The sequence below is a fragment of the Stenotrophomonas sp. YJH_SMC_82 genome (genome assembly GCF_059368875.1).
On record NZ_JCAFSE010000001.1, the window covers coordinates 1,589,474 to 1,613,607 of the forward strand.

Genomic DNA, 24,134 nt, shown 5'->3' on the forward strand with positions numbered 1-24,134 from the left:
AGCAAGGCCTTTTCGTGCGGTAGGGCTACAATTTCATTTTCCCAACTGAGCAAGCGCATCGCTCTGCCATGAAACCGCAAAAAACCGCAGCCAAGACCGTGAAAAACAAGACGAAACCAGCAGAGTCGGAGGTCGCAGTGACCGCTGGTTTCTCCCTGGAGCCGGTGTACACGGCCTTGCGCAAGCGCTACCCCGCGGCCGCACAGGCCGAAGCGGTGGCCTTCGCCACTGACTTCTACAAGCGCATGGAATCGGACGAGTTCCCGCACCACAGCGCTGAAGAGTGGGCCGCGCTCGCGGCTGAGACGCTGGAATTCGCCCGTGCCCGCAAGGCCGGCAAGGCCAACGTCCGCGTGTTCAATCCGACTGCGAAGGCCAACGGTTGGGAATCGCCGCACACCGTGCTGCAGATCGTCAACGACGACATGCCGTTCCTGGTCGATACCGTCACCATGTCGCTGGCCGAGCAGGGCGTGGGTGTCCACGTGCTGGGCCACCCGGTGCTGCGCTTCACCCGCGACAAGGCCGGCAAGCTGGTCAAGGTCGGCGAGGGCGATGCCGAGTCGGTGATGCTGCTGGAGATCGACCGCCAGCCGGCCGACGCCATGGCTGCCATCGAACAGGCCATCAACAAGGCGCTGGACGAAGTGCGTGCGATCGTGCGCGACTGGCAGCCGATGAAGGACAAGGCACTGGCGCTGGCCGACGACCTCGGCAGCCGCCAGCTGCCGGTCGACGACGCATCGCGCAAGGAAGCACAGGAGTTCCTGCGCTGGGCCGCCGACAACCACTTCACCTTCTTCGGCTACCGCGAATACCGCGTCGAGAAGCAGGGCAAGGAAGAGGTGCTGGCGCCGCTGAACGACACCGGCCTGGGCCTGATGCGCGGCAAGGACAAGTCCGCCGCCCGTCCGGTCAAGACCCTGGCCGCGCAGGGCCTGAACACCACGTCCGGTCTGAAGGATGCGCTGATCCTGACCAAGACCAATGCCCGTTCGCGCGTGCATCGCGCTGGCTACATGGATTACATCGGCGTGCTGGAATTCGACGCCAAGGGCAAGATCATCGGCGAGCAGCGCTTCCTCGGCCTGTTCACCTCCAGCGCCTACAACCGCCGCCCGTGGGAAATCCCGCTGGTGCGCCAGCGCCACGAGCACGTGATGAAGCAGTCGGGCCTGGCCCCGGCCAGCCACAGTGGCAAGGCCCTGCGTCACATCCTGGAAACCCTGCCGCGCGAAGAACTGTTCCAGTCCAGCGAGGACGAACTGTTCCGCACCGCGATGGGCGTGCTGGGCCTGCAGGAGCGCGTGCGCAGCCGCCTGTTCCTGCGCCGCGACAAGTACAGCCGTTTCATCTCCGCGCTAGTCTACCTGCCGCGTGAGCGCTTCAACACCGACGTGCGCCTGCGCATCGAAGCGATGCTGAAGGACGCGCTGCACGGCGAGTACGTCGACAGCTCGGTGGTGCTGGGCGAATCGCCGCTGGCCCAGGTGCACCTGATCGTGCGCCCGAAGCCGGGTGAGATGCTCGACGTCGATACCGCCGAACTGGAGCAGAAGCTGGCCCAGGTGCTGCGCAACTGGCAGGACGACCTGCGCGAAGCGCTGGTGGCCCGCCACGGCGAGACCGAAGGCCTGCGCATCGCCGCCCGTATCGGCAAGGCGCTGCCGGCCGGCTACATCGAAGACAACAGCACCGCGGTTGCCGCCAACGATGTCAGCCAGCTCGACGCCCTGACCGGCCCGGACGACCTGCGCCTGAGCCTGCAGGCCGTGCCGCGCGAAAGCGGTGATGGCCTGCGCCTGAAGCTGTATCGCCAGCTGGACGACATTCCGCTGTCGGACGCGCTGCCGATGATGGAAAACATGGGCTTGCGAGTGATCGCCGAGCGTCCGTACCGCCTGTCGGTCGACAACGCCCCGGTGTACGTGCAGGACTTCGAGGTCGAGTCGACCGCCGGCGCGATCGATGCCGCCAGTGTCGATGAAGCCTTCGGCGAGACCTTCGCCCGCGTCTGGCACGGCGATGCCGAGAACGACGGCTTCAACCGCCTGGTGCTGGCTGCCGGCCTGCACTGGCGCCAGGTCGCCATGCTGCGCGGCTACTGCAAGTACCTGCTGCAGACCGGCGTGCCGTTCTCCCAGGCCTACGTGGAAGGCACCTTCGCGCGCTACCCGCTGCTGGCCCGCCTGCTGGTCGAGCTGTTCGAAGCCCGCTTCGATCCGGCCACCGGCCACGAGAGCAAGGACGACATCGCCGCCGGCCAGGCCCAGCTGAAGGCCCACTTCGACGTGCTGGCTGCCGGTGACGATGCCACCTTGAAGGTGCTCAAGACCGTGGTCGATGCCCGCAAGGGTGACCGCGACGCGCAGATGCAGGCCGCGCGCGATGCGCTGCTGAAGCTGATGGACCGCGTGTCCAGCCTGGACGAGGACCGCATCCTGCGCTCGTTCATGGGCGTGATCGACGCGACCCTGCGTACCAGCTACTACCAGACCGATGCCAACGGCCAGCACGGCCATGTCATCAGCTTCAAGTTCGATTCGGCGCTGGTGCCGGACCTGCCGAAGCCGCGCCCGTACCGCGAGATCTTCGTCTACGGCCCGCGCGTGGAAGGTACCCACCTGCGCTTCGGCGCGGTCGCCCGTGGTGGCCTGCGCTGGTCGGACCGTCGCGAAGACTTCCGTACCGAAGTGCTGGGCCTGGTCAAGGCACAGATGGTCAAGAACACCGTCATCGTGCCGGTCGGCGCGAAGGGCGGCTTCTTCGCCAAGACCCCGCCGGTGAACGGCGACCGTGATGCGATCTTCGCCAACGGCGTGGCCTGCTACAAGCTGTTCATCCAGGGCCTGCTGGACATCACCGACAACATCGTCAACAACAAGATCGTGCCGCCGGTGGATGTCGTGCGCCACGACATGGACGATCCGTACCTGGTGGTGGCCGCCGACAAGGGCACTGCGACCTTCTCCGACATCGCCAACGGCCTGGCCATCGCGCACGGCTTCTGGATGGGCGATGCGTTCGCCTCCGGTGGTTCGGTCGGTTACGACCACAAGGGCATGGGCATCACCGCACGCGGTGCGTGGGAGTCGGTCAAGCGCCACTTCCGTGCGCTGGGCCGTGACAGCCAGAGCCAGGACTTCACCGCGGTCGGCGTCGGCGACATGTCCGGCGACGTGTTCGGCAACGGCATGCTGCTGTCGCGCCACATCCGCCTGGTGGCTGCGTTCGATCACCGCCACATCTTCCTGGACCCGAACCCGGACGCGGCCACCACGTTCGTCGAACGTGAGCGCCTGTTCACCGTGCCGCGTTCGAGCTGGGCGGACTACGATGCCAAGCTGATCAGCAAGGGCGGCGGCGTGTACCCGCGCAGCCTGAAGTCGATCGAGATCACCCCGCAGGTGCGTGAAGCGCTGGGCCTGGACGAGAACGTCAAGGCGCTGTCGCCGAACGAGCTGATGAGCGCGATCCTGAAGGCACCGGTCGACCTGCTGTGGAACGGCGGCATCGGTACCTACGTCAAGGCCGCCAGCGAGCAGCACAGCGATGTCGGCGACCGTGCCAACAACGCGCTGCGCGTGAACGGTGGCGAGCTGCGCTGCAAGGTGGTAGGCGAGGGCGGCAACCTGGGCATGACCCAGCTGGGCCGCATCGAAGCCGCGCAGGCCGGCGTGCTGCTCAACACCGACTTCATCGACAACTCGGCCGGTGTCGACACCTCCGACCATGAAGTCAACATCAAGATCCTGCTCAACGATGTGGTGCGGGCCAAGAAGCTGACCGTCGAGCAGCGCAACAAGCTGCTGGCCTCGATGACCGATGAAGTCGCCGAGCTGGTGCTCAACGACAACTACCGCCAGAACCAGGCGCTGAGCCTGATGGAGCGGATGGCGGTCAAGCGCCTGGGTTCCAAGCAGCACTTCATCCGTACCCTGGAACAGCAGGGCCTGCTTGATCGCCAGATCGAGTTCCTGCCGTCCGATGCCGAGCTGTCGCAGCGCAAGGCGCGCGGCCAGGGCCTGACCCGTCCGGAACTGTCGGTGCTGCTGTCCTACTCCAAGCTGGTGGCATTCGCCCAGCTGCTGGATTCGGACATCCCGGAAGATCCGTACCTGTCCAAGGAACTGCAGCGCTACTTCCCGACCCCGCTGCAGAAGAAGTACGCCGACGCAATGGAGCGTCACCGCCTGAAGCGCGAAATCATCGCCACGGCCGTGACCAACCAGACCATCAACCGCATGGGCGCCACCTTCCTGATGCGCATGCAGGAAGACACCGGCCGTTCCATCGCCGAGGTCGCCAAGGCCTACACCATCAGCCGTGAAACGCTGGATGCACGCGCGCTGTGGGCGCAGATCGATGCCCTCGACGGCAAGGTGCCGGAGTCGGTGCAGATCGACGCCCTGGAAGTGATCTGGAAGCTGCAGCGCTCGTTCGTGCGCTGGCTGCTGTCGCGCCCCGGCGCGATGCCCGGCATCACCGAAGCGGTCAACCGCTACCAGGGCCCGTTCAACGACATCCGCGTTGCCTCGGGTGTGCTGCCGGATTCGCAGCGTCCGACCTACGAAGCCCTGGTGGCCGAGTGGAAGGAAAAGGGCCTGCCGTCCGCGCTGGCGCAGCAGCTGGCCGAACTGCACTTCCTGGAGCCGGCGTTCGACATCATCGAACTGGCCCGTACCCGCAAGCTGAAGCCGGTGGACGTGTCCAAGGTCCACTTCCGCCTGGGCGATGCCCTGCAGCTGCCGTGGCTGTTCGAGCAGGTCGATGCGCTGGAGGTCAATGGCCGTTGGCACGCGGTGGCACGTGGCGTGCTGCGTGACGAGCTGGCCGCCAACCACCGCAACCTGGCGGGCCAGGTGCTGGGTACCAAGGGCAGCAGTGCCGAAGCAAAGGTGGCGGCCTGGATGGGGCGCGACGACAGCAGCCTGCGCTTCACCCTGGCAATGCTGGCCGAACTGGCCGAGCAGAAGACCCTGGACTACCCGACCGTTTCGGTCGCGGTGCAGCGCCTGGGTCAGCTGGCCGCGCATGGTGCGTAAGCGCATTCGCGCTGACGCCCCACGGTTTGCTCTGCAAACCGTGGGCCCCATGCCAACCATGCTCCCAGACCCCCGCGCCGTTGGCGCGCCCCCCTGACTCAGGGGGGGCTCCTGATCTGCAGCAGTTGGAGGAACGGCCCCGCGAAAGCGGGGCCGTTCTGCATTGCCGGGTAGTGCCGGCCGCTGGCCGGCAACCGCGCGGACCACAATCGGGTGCAGCTGCCGGCCAGCGGCCGGCACTACCGGGTATGCTCTTGCTGGCACACCCACCCGGATCCACCGATGAGCGACACCCCCCGCATCGCTTTCCTGGCCAGCGCCACCGAACCTGCACAGATGGCCCGCGCCGCGATGGTCTCGCGTTATGGCGATCACGCGCCGGAGCAGGCCGACGTGCTGTGTCCGCTGGGGGGCGACGGTTTCATGCTGCAGACCCTGCATCGGCATGGGCACCTGGGCAAGCCGGTGTTCGGCATGAAGCTGGGCACCGTCGGCTTCCTGATGAACCAGTACCGTGGCGACGACGACGTGCAGGCCCGCATTGCGCGTGCCGAACCGGCCAACCTGCGCCCGCTGGAAATGGTGGCGCTGACCGAGTCGGGCACCAGTACCGGTTCGCTGGCCTACAACGATGTCTCGCTGCTGCGCCAGACCCGGCAGGCCGCGCATATCGGCATCGACCTCAACGGCCAGGAACGCGTGGCCGAGCTGATCGGTGACGGCGTGCTGGTGGCCACCCCGGCGGGCAGCACCGCCTACAACTATTCCGCGCATGGCCCGGTATTGCCGCTGGGCTCGCACACCATCGCGCTGACGCCGTTGGCCCCGTACCGGCCGCGTCGCTGGCGCGGGGCGATCCTCAAGGCCGATACCGAGGTGCGCTTCCGCGTGCTCGACCCGTACAAGCGCCCGGTCAGCGTCACGGCGGATTCGCACGAGACCCGCGACGTGGTCGAGGTGACCATCCGCGAGTCGAAGGACCGCCGCGTGACCCTGCTGTTCGACCCGGAGCACAACCTGGAAGACAGGATCCTGAGCGAACAGTTCGTTTTTTGAGGACAATGGGCGGCCGGCCCCGCCGACCGCTTGAAGGACTCCCACCGATGGGCGACAACTCCCCCCGCTTGCTGACCGTCGCGGTGACCTCGCGCGCGCTGTTCGACCTCGAGGAAAGCCATGCGCTGTTCGAAAGTGATGGCGTGGCGGCCTACGCCGAATTCCAGCGCCAGCACGAGGACGATATCCTCGGCCCCGGCGTGGCCTTCCCGGTGGTGCGCAAGCTGCTGGCGCTGAACCAGGGCGCCAGCCCGGAGAACCCGCGGGTCGAGGTGATCCTGCTGTCGCGCAACTCGGCCGATACCGGCCTGCGCATCTTCAATTCGATCCAGCACTATGGGCTGGGCATCATCCGCGCGACCTTCACCGCCGGCGAGCCGACCTGGCCGTACGTGAAGCCGTTCGGTACCGACCTGTTCCTGTCGGCCAACCCCGAATCGGTGCGCAGCGCGCTGCGTCATGGCATCGCGGCGGCAACCATCCTGCCCAAGCCGCCGGGCGAGACCGCTGCGGCAGCCGCCGACCAGATCGATACTGGTCGCCCGGCCGGCCAGCTGCGCATCGCCTTCGATGGTGACGCGGTGATCTTCGGTGACGAGAGCGAGCGCATCTCGCGCGAGCAGGGCGTGGAAGCGTTTGGCCGCCACGAGCGCGAGCGCGCCCGCGAGCCGCTCAGCGGCGGTCCCTTCCGTGGCTTCCTGTCGGCCCTGCATACGCTGCAGGAAGTGTTCCCGGCCGGCGAGAGCGCGCCGATCCGTACCGCGCTCGTCACCGCGCGTTCGGCACCGGCGCATGAGCGGGTGATCCGCACCCTGCGCGAGTGGGGCGTGCGCCTGGACGAGGCACTGTTCCTGGGCGGCCGTCACAAGGGCCCGTTCCTGCAGGCCTTCGGTGCCGACATCTTCTTCGACGATTCGCAGCACAACATCGACAGCGCCCGCGAGCATGTGGCCGCCGGCCACGTGCCGCACGGCGTCGCCAACGAGGGGTAGGGCGGACTCGACCGGTAGGTGCCAACCGTTGGTTGGCACTGCCTAGGACCCATGCCCACCAAGGTGGGCATCTACCACAGCGACATGCCCACCAAGGTGGGCATCTACCACAGCGACATGCCCACCAAGGTGGGCATCTACCACAGCGACATGCCCACCAAGGTGGGCATCTACCAGAGCCACATGCCCCGGTAGTTGCCAACCTTGGTTGGCGCTGCCGTCAGGCCACGGGTCCGATCAAGGGCTGCCCGACATTCCCAGCTGCAGGTCCACCACCTTCCAGCGCAGGCCCTGCGGCTCCAGCACCACCTTCAACGGTGGCTGGCCGTGGCCGCGATCGACGTCGATCACGAATCGGTCCAGTGCCTCGAAATGATGCTCGGCATGCTTCAGCGGCCGCGCCGGTTCGGTCGCACCGAAGGCATCGCCGCCCTGCAGTTCATTGCGGCCACGCTTCCACAGCACGTGGCCCTGCAGCATCGCGCCGATCCCGGTCGGGGTCACCATGGTCTCCACTGCGGCACCGCCAAGCTGGTCGCCCAGCCCATAGAGCAGGGCGCCGAACGGGCTGGATGCCACGTCGGGGCCGGCCTGGCGCACCAGGTAGTCGTTGAGCTGCGCACGCAGGCTGCTGCGCACGCGCGGGAAGTCGACGTAACGCTCCAGTCGGGCGGTGTCGCGCTGCTCGATGGCCTTGGACAGGCCATTGACGGTCATGTAGGGGCCGCCGAACCACCAGGCGGCGACGGCCAGGACCAGCAGCACAATGAGTGCGGTGAGTTTCTTCATGCCGACCAGACTGCCGCAATGGCGGCAGTGCCGGGTGAAGACTCAATGACTGGGCGAGCCACGGCCGTCACCGAAGGCATCGACCAGCTGTTGCCGTTCGGCCGGGGTCAGCGCTTCCAGCCGCGTCGCCAGCACCTCGTCGAGGCTGCGGGTGCGGGTGGTGCCAAGGATGCCGCTGGCCACGCCGGGATGGCCCAGCGCATAGGCGAAGGCGGTCTGGGCCGGGCGTTGGCTGCGGATCGCGGCCACTGCCCGGCGCATCTGGCGGGCACTGCGCATCAGCTGGCGGCTGCTGGGCTTCAGCCAGGCGCGCGCCAGGTACCAGCCATCGGCCAGCCGTGGCAGGCGCGGGCGGGCGGGCAGCAGGTGGCCCTGCGCCAGCACGGTCCCGGCCAGCACGCCGATGCCCACCGCCTGCAACTGGTCGATCAGCGGTTCGCGGTCCTGCTGCAGGGCGTTGTAGTCCAGCAGCACCACATCGAAGGCGTCGGGATGGGCGATCATCCAGCGCAGGGTCGAGGCCGAGTGGGTGTTGATGCCGGTGTGCCGGATCAACCCGCGTTCGCGCAGGCGCTGCAGCGCGGCCAGCAGGTCATCGTTGATGTCGTGCTCGCTGGCGCCATGCAACTGGTAGATGTCCAGGTGATCCAGGCCGAGATTGCGCAGCGAAGCCTCGCAGCTGGCGGTGATGGCTGCCGGCGAGAAATTGCGTTGCTCGGCGCCGCTGACGCCGGCCTGGCCGGTCAGCGTGCCCCCCTTGCTGGAAATCACCAGCGCGTCGCGCGGGTATTGTTTCAGCAACGGGCGCAGGATGCGGCCCAGCCGCGGCTCGGCGTGGAAACCGGAGTAGTTGTGGCCGGTGTCCAACAGGTTCACGCCCTGTGCCAGTGCATGCTCGACCACGTTCGCGGCCGATTGTTCCGGGAATCGGCGATGCCCCCAGAAGCCGGAACAGCCCAGGCCCACCGGCGAAACCGCCAGGCCGGTGCGGCCCAGCGTGCGGCGTTGCTGTGCCAATGGCATCAGAATTCCAGGTCCAGCGCCGCGCACAGGTAGTCGACGAACGGGCCGAGCGCGGCCAGATCCTTGCCCAGCGTGGACAGCAGGCGCGGACCGGTCATGGTGGCGTCGTCCAGCGAGCGCCACATCACCCAGTTGCGGTGCTTGAGGTCGTCGATGAACTCGAAGTCGGCGGGGAAGCCACGCGGCGGACGCACCAGCTTTTCGCTCTCCTCGAAATCGAAGCGCTTGCGCAGGCCCGGTGCGTGCGCGGCGGCCTTCCAGCTGCCCGGGTTGTCGAGGATGAAGTGGCGCACGCGGCGCTGGGTTTCCGGTTCCGGATGCCACAGGCCGGCACCGACGAAGCTCTCGCCCGGCTGCAGGTGCACGTAGAACGAAGGCGCGGCTACTTCACGGCGGCGCTCATGGAACAGGCGTGCGCCCTGCCAGGTCTTGTACGGTGACTTGTCGTTGGAGAAGCGCGCGTCGCGGTGGATGCGGAACAGCGAGCCGCCGACGCCGCGCGTATCGGCACGGAAGTGTTCGCTGACCTCGGCCAGGGCCGGTTGCAGGTCGCCCAGCAGGCGCAGGAACGGCTGCCGTACGTGGTCTTCATACTGCTGGCGGTGGTCGTTGAACCAGGCCTTGTCGTTGTGCCGCGCCAGGCTGCGCAGGAACCTGAAACTGGCGTCCGAGAAGTAGGTGCTCACAGTGTCTCCTGCAGGTGCTGGCCCCAGTCGCGCAGCGATTGCAGCAGGGCCTGGCGCCGCGCATCGTCGGGCGCTTCGGCGGCCAGTGCATCGAGCTGCTGCCGGTACTGGGGCAGGTTGAGTTCGCCCAGCCCGCCGTCGCCGAGCAGGCGCTGGCGGCGGTAATCCTGCCAGCGCTGGCGTTCCGCCGGCGCGAGGCTGTCGGGGTGGTTGCGCGCGCGGTAGCGGAACAGCAGCTCCGGCAGGCGCGGGTCGCGGAAACGGCCTTCCAGCGCGGCCAGCTGCTCGGGCGCGGTGGTGCGTGCCAGCGCAAGCAGCGGTTTGTCGCCGTTGCCGAGGAAACCGTCGTACAGCGAGGCATCGACGTCGGCCACGGTGGCGACGCGGGGCTGGTTGTAGACCTGGCGGGCCTTCTCGGCCAGCTGCGGGGCGAACGCGCGCAGCCGTTCCACCTTGGCCTCGATCGCGGCCGCGTCCAGGCCGAGGCGCGCGTGGTCATCGGCGCGCAGGTGGTTCCAGGCGATCAACGCCGGGACCTTGTTCAGATGCACTTCCTTCAGCGGCACCCGCGCCACGCCTTCGGGCAGCTCGCTGGCGCGCAGGTAAAGGCGCTGTGCGATCACCTCGGCCGGCAGTTCCAGCAGGTCGTCGATCTCGCCTTCCAGGTCGAACACGATCACCCGGTTGTTGATGGTGGGGTGCACGGCCAGCGGGAGTACTGGCGCCGCGCACAGGCGACTGGCCGGGTAGCGCATGGAAATGTGCAGTACCGGCTTCATCGCGGCCACGTCCAGCAGGCCGCCGACGAAGCGCTTGTCACGCAGCTTCAGCGCGTACTCCCACAGGCGCGGCTGCGACTGCTTGAACAGGCGTGCCATGCCGATGGTGGCACGTACGTCGGACAGCGCTTCGTGCGCATCGCCCTCGCGCACGTTGTTGGCCTCGGCCAGGTGCTCGAGCTTGAACGAGGTGGCGCCGTCCTCGCGCAGCGGCCACTGGATGCCGTCCGGGCGCATCGCGCGCATCAGGCGCAGCATGTCCAGCAGGTCCCAGCGCGAATTGCCGTTGCGCCACTCGCGCTCGTACGGGTCGTGGAAATTGCGGAACAGCCCGTAGCGGACGAATTCATCGTCAAAGCGCAGCGTGTTATAGCCCAGCGCGCAGGTGCCGGGGCGCGACAGCTGTTCGTTGATGCGGTCGAAGGCCTCGGCCTCGCTGATGCCCTCGGCCAGGGCCTGCTGCGGGGTGATGCCGGTAACCAGGGTGGCCATCGGCGAGGGCAGCAGGTCATCGGCCGGGCGCACGAAGAAGCTGACCGGCGTATCGATCTCGTTGAGGTCGGCATCGGTACGGATCGCGGCGTACTGCGAGATGCGCGTGCGCCGCGGGTCCTGGCCGAAGGTTTCCAGGTCGTAGAACAGGAAGCTGTCGGCCATCAGTGCGCGCCCTCCAGGACCGGCAGCTGCGCGTGGATCTGCGCTTCCAGCGCGGCCCAGTCGATGTTGTCCAGTGAATCGTGACCGGTGGTGGCGGCCACCAGCATGTCGCGTTGCAGTTCGGTGCGGCGCAGCGCCTCGGCGTACGGTGTGTGCAGGAAGGTGACCATCGTGTAGTGCGGCACGAAGCGGGTCGGCCAGCGCCGCTGCAGTTCCTGCTCCAGTTCGCGCTGCAGCAGGAACGCAGGATCGGCGACACGGTCGCGCATCTCCAGGTAGTTCTCCAGCGCCATCTGCTGGATGGCACGTGCATTCGGCTTGCGCTCGGCTTCGAACGCGGCGAACGCGCCTTCCAGGTCATCCGCTTCCATCAGGTGCCGGGCCAGCGCAACGCAGTCCTCGAACGCGCAGTTCATGCCCTGGCCGTGGAATGGCACCATCGCATGCGCGGCATCGCCGATCAGTACGGCGCGACCGTGCTGGTGCCAGCGCTCCAGGGTGAGCGTGCCGAGCAGCCCCGGCGGGTGCTGTTCCCAGTCCGCGCGCAGGTTCGGGATCAGCGGCAGGGTGTCGGCGAACTCCCGCGCGAACAGCGCCTCGGCCTGCGCGCCGGTGTTGACCGTGGCGAAGCTGGGATCGCCCTGGTTGGGAAGGAACAGGGTGACGGTGAAGGTGCCTTCGTGGTTGGGCAGGGCGATGCACATGTAATGGCCACGTGGCCAGATGTGCAGCGCATTGCGCTCGATTCGGAAGCTGCCGTCGGCGGCCGGTGGGATCTCCAGCTCCTTGTAGGAGTGGTCGAGGAAGGCGATGTCCTCGCCCAGCGGGGCACGGCGGTTCATCGCCGCGCGCAGGGCCGAACCGGCGCCGTCGGCACCGATCAGGGTGTCGAAGCGGATGTCGTGCGGGCTGTCGTCGCGGTCATCGATGAAACGCGCGTAACCGGCGTCGAAATCAACGGTGTGCAGGCGCCGATGGAAGTGCACGGTGGCGCCGGCCTGCTCGGCCAGTTCCAGCAACGTGGTGTTCAGATCGCTGCGGTGGATCGACCAGATCACTTCGCTGTCATCACGGCCATAGCGCTGCAGCTGCGGTTCGCCGTCGCGGGGGTGCACCATGCGGCCGCGCATCATCACCGCGCGTGCCATCACTTCGTCCTCCACACCCGCCTGGCGCAGCGCATTGCGCCCACGCTCGGCCAATGCCAGGTTGATCGAGCGGCCACTCTCGTAATCAGCCACGCGCGGATCACCGCGGCGTTCGTACAGGGTGATGCGCCAGCCTTGCCGCGACAGCAGGATGGCCAGCAGGGACCCGGCCAGGCCGGCACCGATAATGCTCAACGAGCGGGAAGCATGTGCGATCAACGAACTGTCCAGCAGCAGGGGAGGGACCGGCTCAAAGGCCGGCCCAGGCTTCCACTTCCTCGACGAAGTGGTGCACGTCCAGGTAGCGGTTGTAGAGCGGGGTGGGCGAGATGCGGATCACGTCGGGTTCGCGCCAGTCGCCGAGCACACCGATGCCGCGCAGGTGCTCGAACAGTGCGCGGCCACGCTCGCGGCCACCGATCACGCGCAGCGACAACTGGCAGCCGCGGCGCTGCGGATCGGCCGGGGTGATGATGTCCAGCACCTGCGGCAGGCGCGCGCGCACCAGTGCTTCGAGCATGCCGGTGAGCGCCAGCGATTTGCTGCGCAGCGCCTCCATGCCGGCGCGCTCGAACAGGTCCAGCGAGGCACGCAGCGGTGCCAGGCCGAGGATCGGTGGATTGCTCAGCTGCCAACCCTCGGCGCCGATGGCCGGGGTGAACTGCGGCGCCATCTGGAAGCGGGTGGCTTCCTCATGGCCCCACCAGCCAGCAAAGCGTGGCAGGGTGGTATCGCGGTGGTGGCGCTCGTGCACGAAGGCGCCAGCCACTGCGCCCGGGCCGCTGTTGAGGTACTTGTAATGGCACCACACGGCGAAATCGGGGGCCACGTCATGCAGGCGCAGCGGCAGGTTGCCGACCGAGTGCGCCAGGTCGAAGCCGATGCGTGCGCCCTGCAGGCGGGCGGCGCGGGTGATCGCATCGAGGTCGAAGGCCTGGCCGGTGCGGTACTGCACGCCAGGCCACAGCACCAGTGCCAGGCGCGGGCCGTGTTCGGTCATGGCGCGCTCGATGGCGTTCAGTGAAATCGTGCCGTTGGCTTCGTCCGGCTGCACTTCCACCAGGCACTCGGCCGGGTCGAAGCCATGGAAGCGGATCTGGGCTTCCACCGCGTGGCGATCGGTCGGGAACGCGCCGGCTTCCATCAGGATCACCGGGCGCTGCGTGGTCGGCCGGTAGAAGCTGACCATCATCAGGTGCAGGTTTACGCTCAGCGTGTTCATCGCCACCACTTCGCTGGGCAGCGCGCCAACCACGCGGGCCAGCTGCGCGCTCACCAGGCGGTGGTAGGACAGCCACTGCGTCGGGCCGGTGAAGTGGCCTTCCACCGCCAGTTCGCCCCACTGCTTCATCACTTCCTGCACCGCTGCCTGCGCGCCGCGGGGCTGCAGGCCCAGCGAGTTGCCCACGAAGTAGGTCTGCTCGCCGCCCTCATGGCGCGGAATCAGGAATTCACTGCGCAGCGGGCGCAGCGGATCGGCGGCGTCCAGGGCGATGGCGTGGGTGCGGCTGAGCAGGTCGGACATGGTCGGGCAACAGGCTGCAACGGGACCGCCAGTGTAGCGCCTGGGATGGTGGGACCGACGCCCTGAACGCCTGCGCGCCGGTTGAACTGTAGAGCCGAGCCCATGCTCGGCTTCGCGGCCCGGCAGCCGAGCATGGGCTCGGCTCTACAAGGGCCATGCCCGGCGACCGTTCAGCCCACCGCCGGCGCCGGCAGCGGATCCACGTGCCCGCACTGGCTGCAGGTACGCAGCTCCAGGCTGGCGTGGTAGCGCGCAAACACCTTGGGCAGGTCGGTCTCGATGTTCTGCAGCGGGAAGAACTCTTCGTGCAGCTTGTGGTTGCAGCGCTCGCAGTGCCAGATCACGCCGTCCATCTCGTGCGGCAGGCGCTTGCGCTCGACCACCAGGCCGATGCCACCGGGCGGGCGCCGCGGCGAGTGCGGAACCTTTGCCGGCAGCAGGAAGATCTCGCCGGCGCGGATCGGGATGTCGCGCACCGCGCCGTCTTCCTGCACCTTCAGCACCATCTCGCCTTCGAGCTGGTAGAACCACTCGGGGCCTTCGTCGTAGTGATAGTCGGTGCGCGAATTCGGCCCGCCGACTACCATCACGATGAAATCGCCGTTGTCGATCATCTTGTTGCCCACCGGCGGCTTCAGCAGGTGGCGGTTCTCTTCGATCCAGGCGTGCAGGTTGATCGGCGAAGCGAGCATGATGGTCATCCGTAAGGGATCAGTCGCGCTTGCCCTTGCGCGGGATGTAGGACAGGGCCTTTTCATATGCAGGCTGCAGCTCTTCCTGCGAACCGACGTCGATGCCCATCTCGCGCACGCGTCCGTCCTTCAGGCTGTAGACCCAGCCATGCACCATCAGCTTCTGGCCGCGGGCCCACGCATCCTGCACGATGGTCGAGCGGCACAGGTTGGCCACCTGCTCGATCACGTTCAGTTCGCACAGGCGCGCGTGCTTGAGCTCATCGGTCTCGATCGCATCGAGGATGCCAGTGTGCTTCTGCATCACGTCACCGACGTGGCGCAGCCAGTTGTCGGCCAGGCCGACGCGGGTGTTGTGCAGGCAGGCATGCACACCGCCGCAGCCGTAGTGGCCAACGATCAGGATGTGCTTCACCTTCAGCTGGTCCACCGCGTACTGCACCACGCTCAGGCAGTTCAGGTCGGTGTGCGCGACCACGTTGGCGACGTTGCGGTGCACGAACACTTCGCCCGGGGCCATGCCGATGATCTGGTTGGCCGGCACGCGCGAATCGGAGCAGCCGATCCACAGGTATTCCGGGTGCTGCTGCTTGGCCAGCTGGTGGAAGAACTCGGGGTCTTCCTTCTCGATCCGGTCGGCCCAGTCGCGGTTGTTCTGCAGCAGCTTGTGGATGTCTTTCATGTTCGGGTCCCTGGCGTCGGGTGGGGGCGCGCCGCAGCCGTCCGGCTGCGTCGTCGCGGGAATCTGCGGCGTTCAGTCGCTGCGGGCGGCCTGTTCGCGGTGCCAGCGCATCCACTGCGCCAACTCGGTGGAAGAGGGGGTGCCCAGCTGTTCCAGTTCGGCGATCACCGCACGCTGGTTGGCGTCGGGATGGTTCTGGCTCAGCTTGAGCTTCATCTGCACATGTTCGACCTGGAAACGGAAGCCGACGATGGCGCGCAGCTCCGGGCCGTGTTCGGCACGCGTGGCATCGAACTGCCAGGCCTGGCCGACGCTGGCTTCGAAGCGGTCGCTGATCGCGCCGACCAGCTCCGCCAGCGCGCCGGCATCGTCGAAGGTCTGCAGCTGGCCACGCAGCTCGGCAGCCGCATAGTTCCAGGTGGGTACCCGCGCGGCGGGCTCCTTGTCCGGATACCAGCTGGCGGAGACGTAACCGTGCGGTCCATCGACCAGCACCTTGGCCGCGCCGCTGTGGCGCGACTGCGGGTTGGCGCGGGCCCAGTGGCCGCGCAGTTCGATCTGGTCGCCGTCACGCCGGTACAGCACCGGCATCCGGGTCAGCTCCGGCAGGCCATCGCTGCCGGGGGTGAGCACGGTAACGAACGGGTCGCGCGCCAGCAGGCGGTCCAGCCAGAGCAGGTCGGTCTCGGCGAAGGCGCGCGGGGTGAACATGCAGGGGTCAGGCGCGCCCGCCGAGTGACTGGATCATGCGGCCACGCAGGCCCTCGTCGCTGTCGGCCTGCGGCGGCTGCACTTCGTGCAGGCTGAAGCCGCGCACCAGTGCGTCCTCCTCGTCCAGGCCGTCGTACTCGACGAACTCGGCGTCGAACAACTGCGAACGGGCGGTGTCTTCGCTGTCGTAGCTCAGCGTGTTGCCATCGCTGTCGAGCACTTCGGCAGTGCCGGCCGGGCGAACGCGCAGGCGCGCCCAGATGAGGGTGTTGCCGAGGCTGGCCAGCCACCAGCTGTCGCGCGAGGCGGTGATGTCATTCATGAGCGTATTACCAGAGCGAGGCCAGCCAGAGCAGGGCGGCCATGCCCAGTCCGGCCAGCAGGGTCAGCAGCGATACCCAGGCCGGTGTCGCCAGCCCGGACAGCGAGCGGTCCGGTTGCTGCCGATAGTCGCGTCGCAGCAGCCAGGCCAGGGCATCGGGCTTGAGGAAGGCGCCGCTGCCGAAGCGCGCGGCGAGCGCCGGATGGCGGTCGCGCACGTGCACCAGGGTCAGCGGCCAGAAGATCACGAAGGCACTGAACCCGGCCACTGCAACGCCGACGAAACAGAGGGCGAAGAACAGGGTCATGGGGGCGGTACCTCCGTGGTCGTGTGGGGCTTAGAAGTCCGCGCTGCCCGGCGCGCGCGGGTACGGGATCGCATCGCGGATGTTGGACAGCCCGCAGACGTACACCACCAGGCGTTCGAAGCCCAGGCCGAAGCCGGCGTGCGGCACCGAACCATAGCGGCGGAAATCGCGGTACCAGCTGTAGTGCTCGCGATCCAGGCCGAACTGGGCCATGCGCGCGTCCAGCACGTCCAGGCGCTCTTCGCGCTGGCTGCCGCCGATGATCTCGCCGATGCCCGGGGCCAGCACGTCCATCGCGGCAACGGTCCTGCCGTCGTCGTTCAGGCGCATGTAGAAGGCCTTGATGTGCTCCGGATAGTTGGTCACCACCACCGGGCGGCCGACGTGTTCCTCGGTCAGCCAGCGCTCGTGCTCGGTCTGCAGGTCCAGGCCCCATTCGACCGGGAAGTCGAACTTCCTGCCGGACTTCTGCAGCAGGCTGACCGCGTCGGTGTAGTCGATGCGCTCGAACGGTGCGTTGATGAAGTCTTCCAGCTTGGTGATCGCGTTCTTGTCCACGCGCTCGGCAATGAAGGCCAGGTCGTCGCTGCGTTCGTTCAGCACTGCGCGGAACAGGTACTTCAGGAACTCTTCGGCCAGGCGCGCGTCTTCGGCCAGGTCGGCGAAGGCGATTTCCGGCTCGATCATCCAGAACTCCGCCAGGTGGCGGGTGGTGTGGCTGTTCTCGGCGCGGAAGGTCGGGCCGAAGGTGTAGACCTTGCTCAGCGCCAGGCAGTAAGCCTCGACGTTCAGCTGGCCGGACACGGTCAGGAAGGTTTCCTTGCCGAAGAAGTCGCGGCTGAAATCGATCGCGCCCTTCTCGTCACGCGGCAGGTTCACCATGTCCAGAGTGGACACACGGAACATCTGCCCGGCGCCTTCGGCGTCGGAGGTGGTGATGATCGGGGTGCTGATCCAGTTGAAGCCGTTCTCGTGGAAGAAGCGGTGCACGGCCTGGGCCAGGCAGTTGCGGATGCGGGTGACCGCGCCGAACAGGTTGGTGCGCGGACGCAGGTGCGCCACTTCGCGCAGGAACTCCGGCGACATCGGCTTGGGCTGGATCGGGTAGGTGAGCGGGTCTTCGACCCAGCCGACCACGTCCAGCGTGCTGGCCTGGATCTCGAACGACTGGCCCTTGCCCTGCGACTTCACCAGCGTGCCGGTGGCGATGACCGAGCAGCCGCTGGTCAGGCGCTTGATCTCATCGAAGTTGGCCAGGCTGTCGCCGGCCACGACCTGGATCGGGGCGAAGCAGGAGCCGTCGCTCACATTCACGAAGGCCAGATTCGCTGAACCGCGCACCGTGCGCACCCATCCGCGTACCGTGACTTCGCCGCCTTCCGGGATCTTCCCGGCAAGCGCATGTTCAACGCTGACCACCGTCATGACTTGAATCCTCTGCTGATCGACTCGATCTGTGAACACGGGAGTTTACCGGTTGCAGCGTTCTGCTTGCGAGGCATTTTTCGTGGCAACGGCTCCTTATAATGTCCCCCTACCTCTGGAGTAGCCCCATGGCCGTCAGCCTGACCCCCATTGCCTTCGAGCGCGTGCAGCGCTTCGTCGCCCAGACCCCCGGCGCGCTGGGCCTGCGTTTCGGCGTGACCAAGACCGGCTGCTCCGGCTGGGGCCACGTGACCGACCTGGCCCGCGAAGAGCGCGAGGGCGACACGGTGTTCGAGCAGGAGGGCGTGAAGATCTACGTCGACGCCAAGAGCCTGGCCCTGGTGGACGGCACCGTGATCGACTTCGGCAAGCACGGCCTGAGCGAGACCTTCACGTTCAGCAACCCGAACGCCACCGCCGAGTGTGGCTGCGGCGAGAGCTTCACCACCGACGCCGACAAGGCCTGAGGGCCGGCCACCGGGCATGGCCCGGCGCTGACCAGGCGTGCTCTGGTGGGCGCCGACCTTGGTCGGCACGCTGGGCTCGGCAGGGACCCCACGGATGGAACGACCGCTTTTCACCTATCACCCCAATGCCTACGACCTCTCCTTCGAAGAGGTCGAGGGGATCTGCGACTGCTGCGGACAGGCGCGCGCACTGCGCTATCGCGGACCGTTCTACACCCGCCTGCGCCCGGATTACCTGTGCCCCTGGTGTATCGCCGATGGCAGGGCTGCGGCCAGTTACGAGGGGGAGTTCATCGGCTGGAGCGATATCGAGGGGGTATCCCCGGATCCGGCTGATCCGCCGCCGACCATCGCCCGTGAGCTGCTGCTGGAGATCTGCGAGCGCACCCCGGGCTACTCCTCCTGGCAGCAATCGGTCTGGTTGAGCCATTGCGAACGGCCCTGCGCCTTCCTCGGCTACGCCGGCAGCGACGATCTGCTGCCGATCCTCGACCAGGTCCGGCCGGACGTGGCGGCGGTCAATCCGCGCGACGCCGACTGGGTGCTGGAGCATCTGAGCCGGGACGGGATGATGGTCGGCTGCCTGTTCCAATGCCTGGAATGCGGCCAGCATCGTCTTCACGTCGATCTGGAATGAGCACGTGCCGGACATGGGCCGGCGCTCCCGTTCAGGTTGCCCGGTTTGCGCCCGGTTGCCCGGTGGCGCCGCTTGCCGCATAATGCGCGGCTTCCTGCCTTCCCGGCGGGAATCCTTGCCCCACCGCGGTCTCAACGGCGGGGGGCTGTCCGGCCGCAAGGCCACATCCGAAAGGTAGAAAAAACATGAGTCGTCATTACGAAATCGTGTTCATGGTCCACCCGGACCAGAGCGAGCAGGTCCCGGCCATGATCGAGCGCTACAAGTCGCTGGTCGAGAACGGCAACGGCACCATCCACCGTCTGGAAGACTGGGGCCGCCGCCAGCTGGCGTACCCGATCCAGAACCTGGTGAAGGCCCACTACGTGCTGATGAACATCGAAGCCGACCAGGCCGTTCTGAACGAACTGACCGAAAGCTTCCGCTTCAACGACGCCGTTCTGCGCAACCTGGTCATCAAGCGTGACGAGGCTGACACCGAGCAGTCGCTGATCATGAAGAGCAAGGACGAGAAGGGTGACAAGCCGGAGCGCGGTGAGCGCCGTCGTCGTGACGACGAAGAAGGCGAGTCCACCACCACCGCTGACAACGAAGCCGGCGACGACGCCGCTTCCGCCGCCTAAGGAGCCTTCCCATGTCCAAGTTCTTCCGTCGCCGCAAGTTCTGCAAGTTCACGGCTGAAGGTGTGAAGGAGATCGACTACAAGGATCTCAACACCCTGCGCCAGTACCTGACCGAGAACGGCAAGATCGTGCCGAGCCGCGTCACCGGTACCAAGTCGAAGTACCAGCGCCAGCTGGCGACCGCCGTCAAGCGCGCCCGCTTCCTGGCCCTGATCCCGTACACCGACAACCACGACGTCTGATGCCCGGCGGGGCGGCCCGGTGCCGCCCCCGCTGTGCCAGCTATTCGGACAGCCTGTGTTGCGGGGCATCGCCTCGCTAACGAATAACTCATCTGGAGCAATACCATGCAGCTGATCCTCCTGCAGAAAGTCACCAACCTCGGCAACCTGGGCGACCTGGTCGACGTGAAGCCGGGCTACGGCCGTAACTTCCTCGTGCCGCAGGGCAAGGCCGTTCCGGCCACCGAGAGCAACAAGGCCGAGTTCGAAGCCAAGCGCGCCGAATACGAAGCCAAGGCCCAGGCCATCCACGCCGACGCTGACGCCCGCAAGGCCAAGCTGGACGGCGCGAGCGTGACCATCCCGGCCAACGCTTCGACCGAAGGCAAGCTGTACGGCTCGGTCGGCGCCCGCGAAATCGCCGATGCCTTCACCGCTGCCGGCCTGCCGGTCAGCAAGAGCGAAGTCATCCTGGGCGAAGGTGCCTTCCGCAACATCGGCGAGTACGACGTGCTGATCCACCTGCACGCCGACGTCGAGACCACCGTCAAGGTCGTCGTCGTCGCCGAAGCCTGATCCCACGCCGCAAGGCCTGGCATCACCGCAGAACGGGCGCCCGCAAGGGTGCCCGTTTTGTTTTATGGCTCCGTTTCGTGGCGTGCGGCCACGTCCGGCCGACGGGGTGGGGCTGGACAATGTTCCACGCCCATTCGTAGAACACGGCCACATCGGTATACTCAGGGCGTCACACCCGTTCCACGGGCATCGATCCCAGCAGGATCAATGACTTGGAGGGTAAACGCAGGCCGCTTGCCGGCCCCAGTCCGGAACCCCTATGCGTCTTTCCACGATCAAGCTGTCCGGCTTCAAGTCGTTCGTCGATCCGACCACCCTGCACCTGCCGACCAACATGACCGGCGTGGTGGGCCCCAATGGCTGCGGCAAGTCGAACATCATCGATGCCGTGCGCTGGGTCATGGGCGAGAGTTCGGCCAGCCGCCTGCGTGGCGACTCGCTGACCGACGTGATCTTCTCCGGGTCCAATGCCCGCAAGCCGGTCTCGCAGGCTACCGTCGAGCTGATCTTCGACAACTCCGACCACACGATCTCCGGCGAATACGCCTCGTTCAACGAAATCTCGGTCAAGCGCACGGTCAGCCGCGACGGCACCAGCAACTATTACCTCAACGGCACCAAGTGCCGCCGCCGCGACATCACCGACCTGTTCCTCGGCACCGGCCTGGGCCCGCGCAGCTACTCGATCATCGAGCAGGGCATGATCAGCCAGATCATCGAAGCGCGCCCGGAAGACCTGCGCGTGTACCTGGAAGAGGCAGCCGGCATCTCCAAGTACAAGGAGCGCCGCAAGGAGACCGAGACCCGCATCCGCCACACCCGCGAGAACCTGGACCGGCTGGGCGACCTGCGCGACGAGATCAGCAAGCAGCTCGAACACCTCAAGCGCCAGGCCAGGCAGGCCGAGCAGTACCAGGCCCTGCAGGAAGAGCGCCGGGTCAAGGATGCCGAGTGGAAGGCGCTGGAATTCCGTGGTCTCGACGGTCGCCTGTCGAAGCTGCGCGAAGGCCTGTCGCAGGAAGAGACCAAGCTGCAGCAGCTGATCGCCGACCAGCGTGATGCCGAGGCCCGCATCGAGACCTCGCGCGCGCGGCGCGAAGAGGCCGCCGACGCGCTCAACACCGCGCAGGCCGCGGTCTACCAGGTCGGAAGCACGCTGGCGCGCCTGGAACAGCAGATCCAGCACCAGCGCGAGCTGTCGCAGCGCCTGCACAAGGCGCGCGATGAAACCCAGCAGGCCCTGGCCGAACTGGGCCAGCACATCAGCGGCGACGAGGCCAAACTGAGGGTGCTGCGCGAGGCAGTGGAGGCCGCCACCCCGCAGCTGGAAGCGCTGCAGGAAGAGAACGAGATCAAGCAGGAAAGCCTGCGCGAGGCCGAAGACCGGCTGGCCAGTTGGCAGCAGCGCTGGGAGCAGCACACCTCGCAGAGTTCGGAGGCGTCGCGCGCCGGTGATGTCGAGCGCACGCGCGTGGACTACCTGGACAAGCAGATCCTCGACGCCGACCGGCGTCGCGAGGCCCTGGCCGCCGAGCGCGCCGGGCTGGACGTGGACGCGCTGGAAGAAGCCTTCGAGCAGCTGCACCTGCAGCACGACACGCAGAAGGCCGCGCTGGATGAACTGAGCGAAGACGTCGAGCTGCGCAAGCAGGGCGTGGCGGCCGTGCAGGAACAGCAGCGCAATGGCCAGAACGAACTGGCCGAACTGCGCAAGCAGGCCAACGGCCTGCGCGGTCGCCTGGCCTCGCTGGAAACCCTGCAGCAGGCCGCGCTGGGCCAGGAGCAGGGCGCGGCCGTCGCGTGGCTGAAGGCGCGCGGGCTGGATTCGGCGGCACGTGTCGGCGAACGCCTGGACGTCGATGCCGGTTGGGAAAACGCGGTGGAAAGTGCGCTCGGCCAGCTGATCGAAGGCGTGCTGGTCGATGACCCGGGCAGCCTGGTCAACGCCCTCGGCGAACTCGGCGACGGCCACATTGCGCTGGTCGCCAGCGCGGATGCCGAGGTCAAGGCCGCACCGACGTCGCTGGCCGCACGCGTGCGTGGCCCGGCGGCGATCCGTCGCCTGCTGGCGCACCTGCATGGTGCCAAGGACCTGTCCGAGGCGAAGGCCCTGCAGGCCAGCCTTCCGGAAGGCGATTCGATCATCACCCAGAGCGGCGAGCGCCTGGGCCAGGGCTGGCTGCGCGTGTCGCGCTCCGGTGCAGCCCAGCAGGGTGCTCTGCTGCGCGAACGCGAGATCAACGAGCTGCGCGAGCAGATCGAGCAGCTGCAGGACCGCGAGGCCGAGCTGGAAGAACAGCTGGCCGGTTTCCGTGAGCAACTGCAGGCCGCCGAACAGCAGCGCGAGGACGCGCAGCGCGCGCTGTACCAGGCCCACCGCGCGGTGTCCGAGCTGGCCGGCCAGCTGCAGGGGCAGCAGGGCAAGGTAGAGGCTGCACGCACGCGCATCGACCGCATCGAAGGCGAGCTGAAGCAACTGCAGGAAACGATTGAAGCCAACAACGCGCAGGCGCGCGAAGCGCGCTCGCGGTTGGAGAACGCGGTCAGCAGCATGGGTGACCTGGAGTCGACCCGGCAGCGGCTGGAGGGCGAGCGCCGCCAGCTGACCGAGGCGCGCGACCTGGCCCGCGATGCTGCCCGTGCAGTGCGCGAGCGCTCGCATTCGCTGGCCCTGACCCTGGAATCGCAGCGTGCGCAGCTGGCCTCGTTGAGCCAGGCGCTGGAGCGCATGGGCACCCAGCGCGGGCAGCTGGATTCGCGGCTGGGCGAGCTGCATTCACAGCTGGACGAAGGTGATTCGCCGGTCGAATCGCTGCAGGCCGAACACCAGAACGCGCTGGAAGAGCGCGTGCGCGCCGATCGCGTGCTGACCGAGGCGCGGACGCTACTGGACGGCATCGACGCCGAGCTGCGCAATTACGAGCAGACCCGTCACCAGCGTGACGAACAGGCGCTGGCCCAGCGCGAGCGTATTTCGCAGCGCAAGCTGGACCAGCAGGCACTGGTGCTCAGCGCGGACACCCTGCAGGCGGCGGTGGAAAAGGCCGGCTTCGTGCTGCAGGACGTGCTCAACGCACTCCCCGAGGATGCGCGCCTGGGCGACTGGGAGCAGGCCGTGCATCAGATCGACGCACGCATGCGCCGGCTGGAGCCGGTCAACCTTGCGGCCATCCACGAGTACGGCGAGGCTTCGCAGCGCTCGGATTACCTGGATTCGCAGCACACCGACCTGACTACGGCGCTGGAAACCCTCGAGGATGCCATCCGCAAGATCGACCGCGAGACCCGCGGCCGTTTCAAGGACACCTTCGACCGCGTCAATGCTGGCGTGCAGGCGCTGTACCCGCGCCTGTTCGGTGGCGGCCACGCCTACCTGGAGCTGACCGGTGAAGACCTGCTCGACACCGGTGTGACCATCATGGCGCGCCCGCCGGGCAAGCGCGTGTCCAGCATCTCGCTGCTGTCCGGCGGCGAGAAGGCGATGACGGCAGTGGCGCTGGTGTTCGCCATCTTCCAGCTGAACCCCGCGCCATTCTGCCTGCTGGACGAGGTGGACGCGCCGCTGGACGAAGCCAACGTCGGCCGGCTGGCCAACATGGTCAAGGAAATGAGCGAGAAGGTGCAGTTCCTGTTCGTCAGCCATAACAAGGCGACGATGGAGGCCGCGCACCAGCTCTCGGGCGTGACCATGCGCGAACCGGGCGTCAGCCGCCTGGTCAGCGTGGACCTGGAAGAAGCCGCGCGATTGGCGGGCGCGGCCTGACGTGCCAT

22 protein-coding genes are annotated in these 24,134 nt (G+C 67.2%); 10 read left to right on the plus strand and 12 right to left on the minus strand.

The features are described 5' to 3' along the window. The first annotated feature begins 68 nt into the window (after nt 1–68). From AC5P53_RS07125 to AC5P53_RS07140, 4 genes are all read left to right on the plus strand, one after another. On the plus strand, nt 69–5,045 hold the full coding sequence (locus AC5P53_RS07125; protein ID WP_046431556.1) for an NAD-glutamate dehydrogenase: 4,977 nt from the start codon (nt 69–71) through the stop codon (nt 5,043–5,045). A 282-nt stretch (nt 5,046–5,327) separates the two neighbouring features. Beyond that, nucleotides 5,328–6,101 (plus strand): NAD kinase, encoded by a 774-nt coding sequence (locus AC5P53_RS07130; RefSeq protein WP_032962058.1) that lies wholly within the window; start codon nt 5,328–5,330, stop codon nt 6,099–6,101. Nucleotides 6,102–6,148: 47 nt separating this feature from the next. Continuing rightward, nucleotides 6,149–7,093, plus strand: coding sequence for a 5'-nucleotidase (locus AC5P53_RS07135; protein ID WP_005410242.1), 945 nt, complete (start codon nt 6,149–6,151; stop codon nt 7,091–7,093). A gap of 51 nt (nt 7,094–7,144) precedes the next feature. After that, nucleotides 7,145–7,288 (plus strand): hypothetical protein, encoded by a 144-nt coding sequence (locus AC5P53_RS07140; protein ID WP_241887349.1) that lies wholly within the window; start codon nt 7,145–7,147, stop codon nt 7,286–7,288. A gap of 42 nt (nt 7,289–7,330) precedes the next feature. On the opposite strand, the gene AC5P53_RS07145 is transcribed toward AC5P53_RS07140, so the two are convergent. The 12 genes from AC5P53_RS07145 to asnS form a co-directional block, all read right to left on the minus strand. Beyond that, the gene (locus AC5P53_RS07145; protein WP_241887351.1) at nt 7,331–7,882 is read right to left on the minus strand and encodes a DUF2939 domain-containing protein; all 552 of its coding nucleotides are present in this window, start codon (nt 7,880–7,882) and stop codon (nt 7,331–7,333) included. A 42-nt stretch (nt 7,883–7,924) separates the two neighbouring features. Next, nucleotides 7,925–8,905, minus strand: a complete 981-nt coding sequence (locus tag AC5P53_RS07150) for an aldo/keto reductase (protein WP_049408572.1) — start codon at nt 8,903–8,905, stop codon at nt 7,925–7,927. Next, nucleotides 8,905–9,591, minus strand: coding sequence for a DUF2461 domain-containing protein (locus AC5P53_RS07155; RefSeq protein ID WP_032962055.1), 687 nt, complete (start codon nt 9,589–9,591; stop codon nt 8,905–8,907). Before AC5P53_RS07155 ends, AC5P53_RS07150 begins: the two co-directional genes overlap by 1 nt. Then, a complete protein-coding gene (gene sbcB, locus AC5P53_RS07160) occupies nt 9,588–11,027 on the minus strand; it encodes an exodeoxyribonuclease I (RefSeq protein ID WP_241887352.1) in 1,440 nt (479 codons plus the stop codon). Before sbcB ends, AC5P53_RS07155 begins: the two co-directional genes overlap by 4 nt. Then, nucleotides 11,027–12,394, minus strand: coding sequence for an FAD-dependent oxidoreductase (locus tag AC5P53_RS07165; protein ID WP_014647668.1), 1,368 nt, complete (start codon nt 12,392–12,394; stop codon nt 11,027–11,029). The genes sbcB and AC5P53_RS07165 overlap by 1 nt, the downstream gene beginning before the upstream one ends. Nucleotides 12,395–12,425: 31 nt before the next feature. Further along, on the minus strand, nt 12,426–13,700 hold the full coding sequence (kynU, locus tag AC5P53_RS07170; RefSeq protein WP_014647667.1) for a kynureninase: 1,275 nt from the start codon (nt 13,698–13,700) through the stop codon (nt 12,426–12,428). A gap of 170 nt (nt 13,701–13,870) precedes the next feature. Continuing rightward, nucleotides 13,871–14,392, minus strand: a complete 522-nt coding sequence (locus AC5P53_RS07175) for a 3-hydroxyanthranilate 3,4-dioxygenase (RefSeq protein ID WP_049442510.1) — start codon at nt 14,390–14,392, stop codon at nt 13,871–13,873. Between the two features lie 19 nt (nt 14,393–14,411). Continuing rightward, on the minus strand, nt 14,412–15,074 hold the full coding sequence (gene can, locus AC5P53_RS07180; protein ID WP_010480460.1) for a carbonate dehydratase: 663 nt from the start codon (nt 15,072–15,074) through the stop codon (nt 14,412–14,414). Nucleotides 15,075–15,146: 72 nt separating this feature from the next. Further along, a complete protein-coding gene (locus AC5P53_RS07185; RefSeq protein ID WP_014647665.1) occupies nt 15,147–15,785 on the minus strand; it encodes an FMN-binding negative transcriptional regulator in 639 nt (212 codons plus the stop codon). 7 nt (nt 15,786–15,792) lie between these two features. Continuing rightward, a complete protein-coding gene (locus AC5P53_RS07190) occupies nt 15,793–16,107 on the minus strand; it encodes a hypothetical protein (protein ID WP_006453002.1) in 315 nt (104 codons plus the stop codon). A gap of 7 nt (nt 16,108–16,114) precedes the next feature. Further along, the gene (locus AC5P53_RS07195) at nt 16,115–16,414 is read right to left on the minus strand and encodes a hypothetical protein (protein ID WP_005410232.1); all 300 of its coding nucleotides are present in this window, start codon (nt 16,412–16,414) and stop codon (nt 16,115–16,117) included. 30 nt (nt 16,415–16,444) lie between these two features. Next, nucleotides 16,445–17,839 carry an asparagine--tRNA ligase gene (gene asnS, locus AC5P53_RS07200; protein ID WP_014647663.1) on the minus strand — a complete coding sequence of 465 codons (1,395 nt, stop codon included), beginning with the start codon at nt 17,837–17,839 and terminating at the stop codon, nt 16,445–16,447. A gap of 128 nt (nt 17,840–17,967) precedes the next feature. Between asnS and AC5P53_RS07205 the strand changes: the two genes are divergently transcribed. From AC5P53_RS07205 to smc, 6 genes are all read left to right on the plus strand, one after another. Further along, entirely contained in the window at nt 17,968–18,306 is a 339-nt protein-coding gene (locus AC5P53_RS07205; RefSeq protein WP_046431542.1) for a HesB/IscA family protein, read from the plus strand. A 94-nt stretch (nt 18,307–18,400) separates the two neighbouring features. Continuing rightward, on the plus strand, nt 18,401–18,943 hold the full coding sequence (locus tag AC5P53_RS07210) for a CbrC family protein (protein WP_014647661.1): 543 nt from the start codon (nt 18,401–18,403) through the stop codon (nt 18,941–18,943). A gap of 185 nt (nt 18,944–19,128) precedes the next feature. Further along, nucleotides 19,129–19,566 (plus strand): 30S ribosomal protein S6, encoded by a 438-nt coding sequence (gene rpsF / locus AC5P53_RS07215; protein ID WP_006452997.1) that lies wholly within the window; start codon nt 19,129–19,131, stop codon nt 19,564–19,566. An 11-nt stretch (nt 19,567–19,577) separates the two neighbouring features. Beyond that, nucleotides 19,578–19,808: a 30S ribosomal protein S18 gene (rpsR, locus tag AC5P53_RS07220; RefSeq protein ID WP_002804494.1), complete on the plus strand. Its 231-nt coding sequence runs from the start codon at nt 19,578–19,580 to the stop codon at nt 19,806–19,808. 105 nt (nt 19,809–19,913) lie between these two features. Continuing rightward, nucleotides 19,914–20,363, plus strand: coding sequence for a 50S ribosomal protein L9 (gene rplI, locus AC5P53_RS07225; RefSeq protein WP_014647660.1), 450 nt, complete (start codon nt 19,914–19,916; stop codon nt 20,361–20,363). Nucleotides 20,364–20,622: 259 nt separating this feature from the next. After that, entirely contained in the window at nt 20,623–24,126 is a 3,504-nt protein-coding gene (gene smc, locus AC5P53_RS07230; protein ID WP_241887354.1) for a chromosome segregation protein SMC, read from the plus strand. Nucleotides 24,127–24,134 lie beyond the last annotated feature (8 nt).

Coding starts and splice junctions, on each gene's coding strand:
- AC5P53_RS07125 (WP_046431556.1), top strand. CDS start 69: ATGAAACCGCAAAAAACCGCAGCCAAGACCGTGAAAAACAAGACGAAA.
- AC5P53_RS07130 (WP_032962058.1), top strand. CDS start 5,328: ATGAGCGACACCCCCCGCATCGCTTTCCTGGCCAGCGCCACCGAACCT.
- AC5P53_RS07135 (WP_005410242.1), top strand. CDS start 6,149: ATGGGCGACAACTCCCCCCGCTTGCTGACCGTCGCGGTGACCTCGCGC.
- AC5P53_RS07140 (WP_241887349.1), top strand. CDS start 7,145: ATGCCCACCAAGGTGGGCATCTACCACAGCGACATGCCCACCAAGGTG.
- AC5P53_RS07145 (WP_241887351.1), bottom strand. CDS start 7,882: ATGAAGAAACTCACCGCACTCATTGTGCTGCTGGTCCTGGCCGTCGCC.
- AC5P53_RS07150 (WP_049408572.1), bottom strand. CDS start 8,905: ATGCCATTGGCACAGCAACGCCGCACGCTGGGCCGCACCGGCCTGGCG.
- sbcB (WP_241887352.1), bottom strand. CDS start 11,027: ATGGCCGACAGCTTCCTGTTCTACGACCTGGAAACCTTCGGCCAGGAC.
- kynU (WP_014647667.1), bottom strand. CDS start 13,700: ATGTCCGACCTGCTCAGCCGCACCCACGCCATCGCCCTGGACGCCGCC.
- AC5P53_RS07175 (WP_049442510.1), bottom strand. CDS start 14,392: ATGCTCGCTTCGCCGATCAACCTGCACGCCTGGATCGAAGAGAACCGC.
- can (WP_010480460.1), bottom strand. CDS start 15,074: ATGAAAGACATCCACAAGCTGCTGCAGAACAACCGCGACTGGGCCGAC.
- AC5P53_RS07185 (WP_014647665.1), bottom strand. CDS start 15,785: ATGTTCACCCCGCGCGCCTTCGCCGAGACCGACCTGCTCTGGCTGGAC.
- AC5P53_RS07190 (WP_006453002.1), bottom strand. CDS start 16,107: ATGAATGACATCACCGCCTCGCGCGACAGCTGGTGGCTGGCCAGCCTC.
- AC5P53_RS07195 (WP_005410232.1), bottom strand. CDS start 16,414: ATGACCCTGTTCTTCGCCCTCTGTTTCGTCGGCGTTGCAGTGGCCGGG.
- asnS (WP_014647663.1), bottom strand. CDS start 17,839: ATGACGGTGGTCAGCGTTGAACATGCGCTTGCCGGGAAGATCCCGGAA.
- AC5P53_RS07205 (WP_046431542.1), top strand. CDS start 17,968: ATGGCCGTCAGCCTGACCCCCATTGCCTTCGAGCGCGTGCAGCGCTTC.
- AC5P53_RS07210 (WP_014647661.1), top strand. CDS start 18,401: ATGGAACGACCGCTTTTCACCTATCACCCCAATGCCTACGACCTCTCC.
- rpsF (WP_006452997.1), top strand. CDS start 19,129: ATGAGTCGTCATTACGAAATCGTGTTCATGGTCCACCCGGACCAGAGC.
- rpsR (WP_002804494.1), top strand. CDS start 19,578: ATGTCCAAGTTCTTCCGTCGCCGCAAGTTCTGCAAGTTCACGGCTGAA.
- rplI (WP_014647660.1), top strand. CDS start 19,914: ATGCAGCTGATCCTCCTGCAGAAAGTCACCAACCTCGGCAACCTGGGC.
- smc (WP_241887354.1), top strand. CDS start 20,623: ATGCGTCTTTCCACGATCAAGCTGTCCGGCTTCAAGTCGTTCGTCGAT.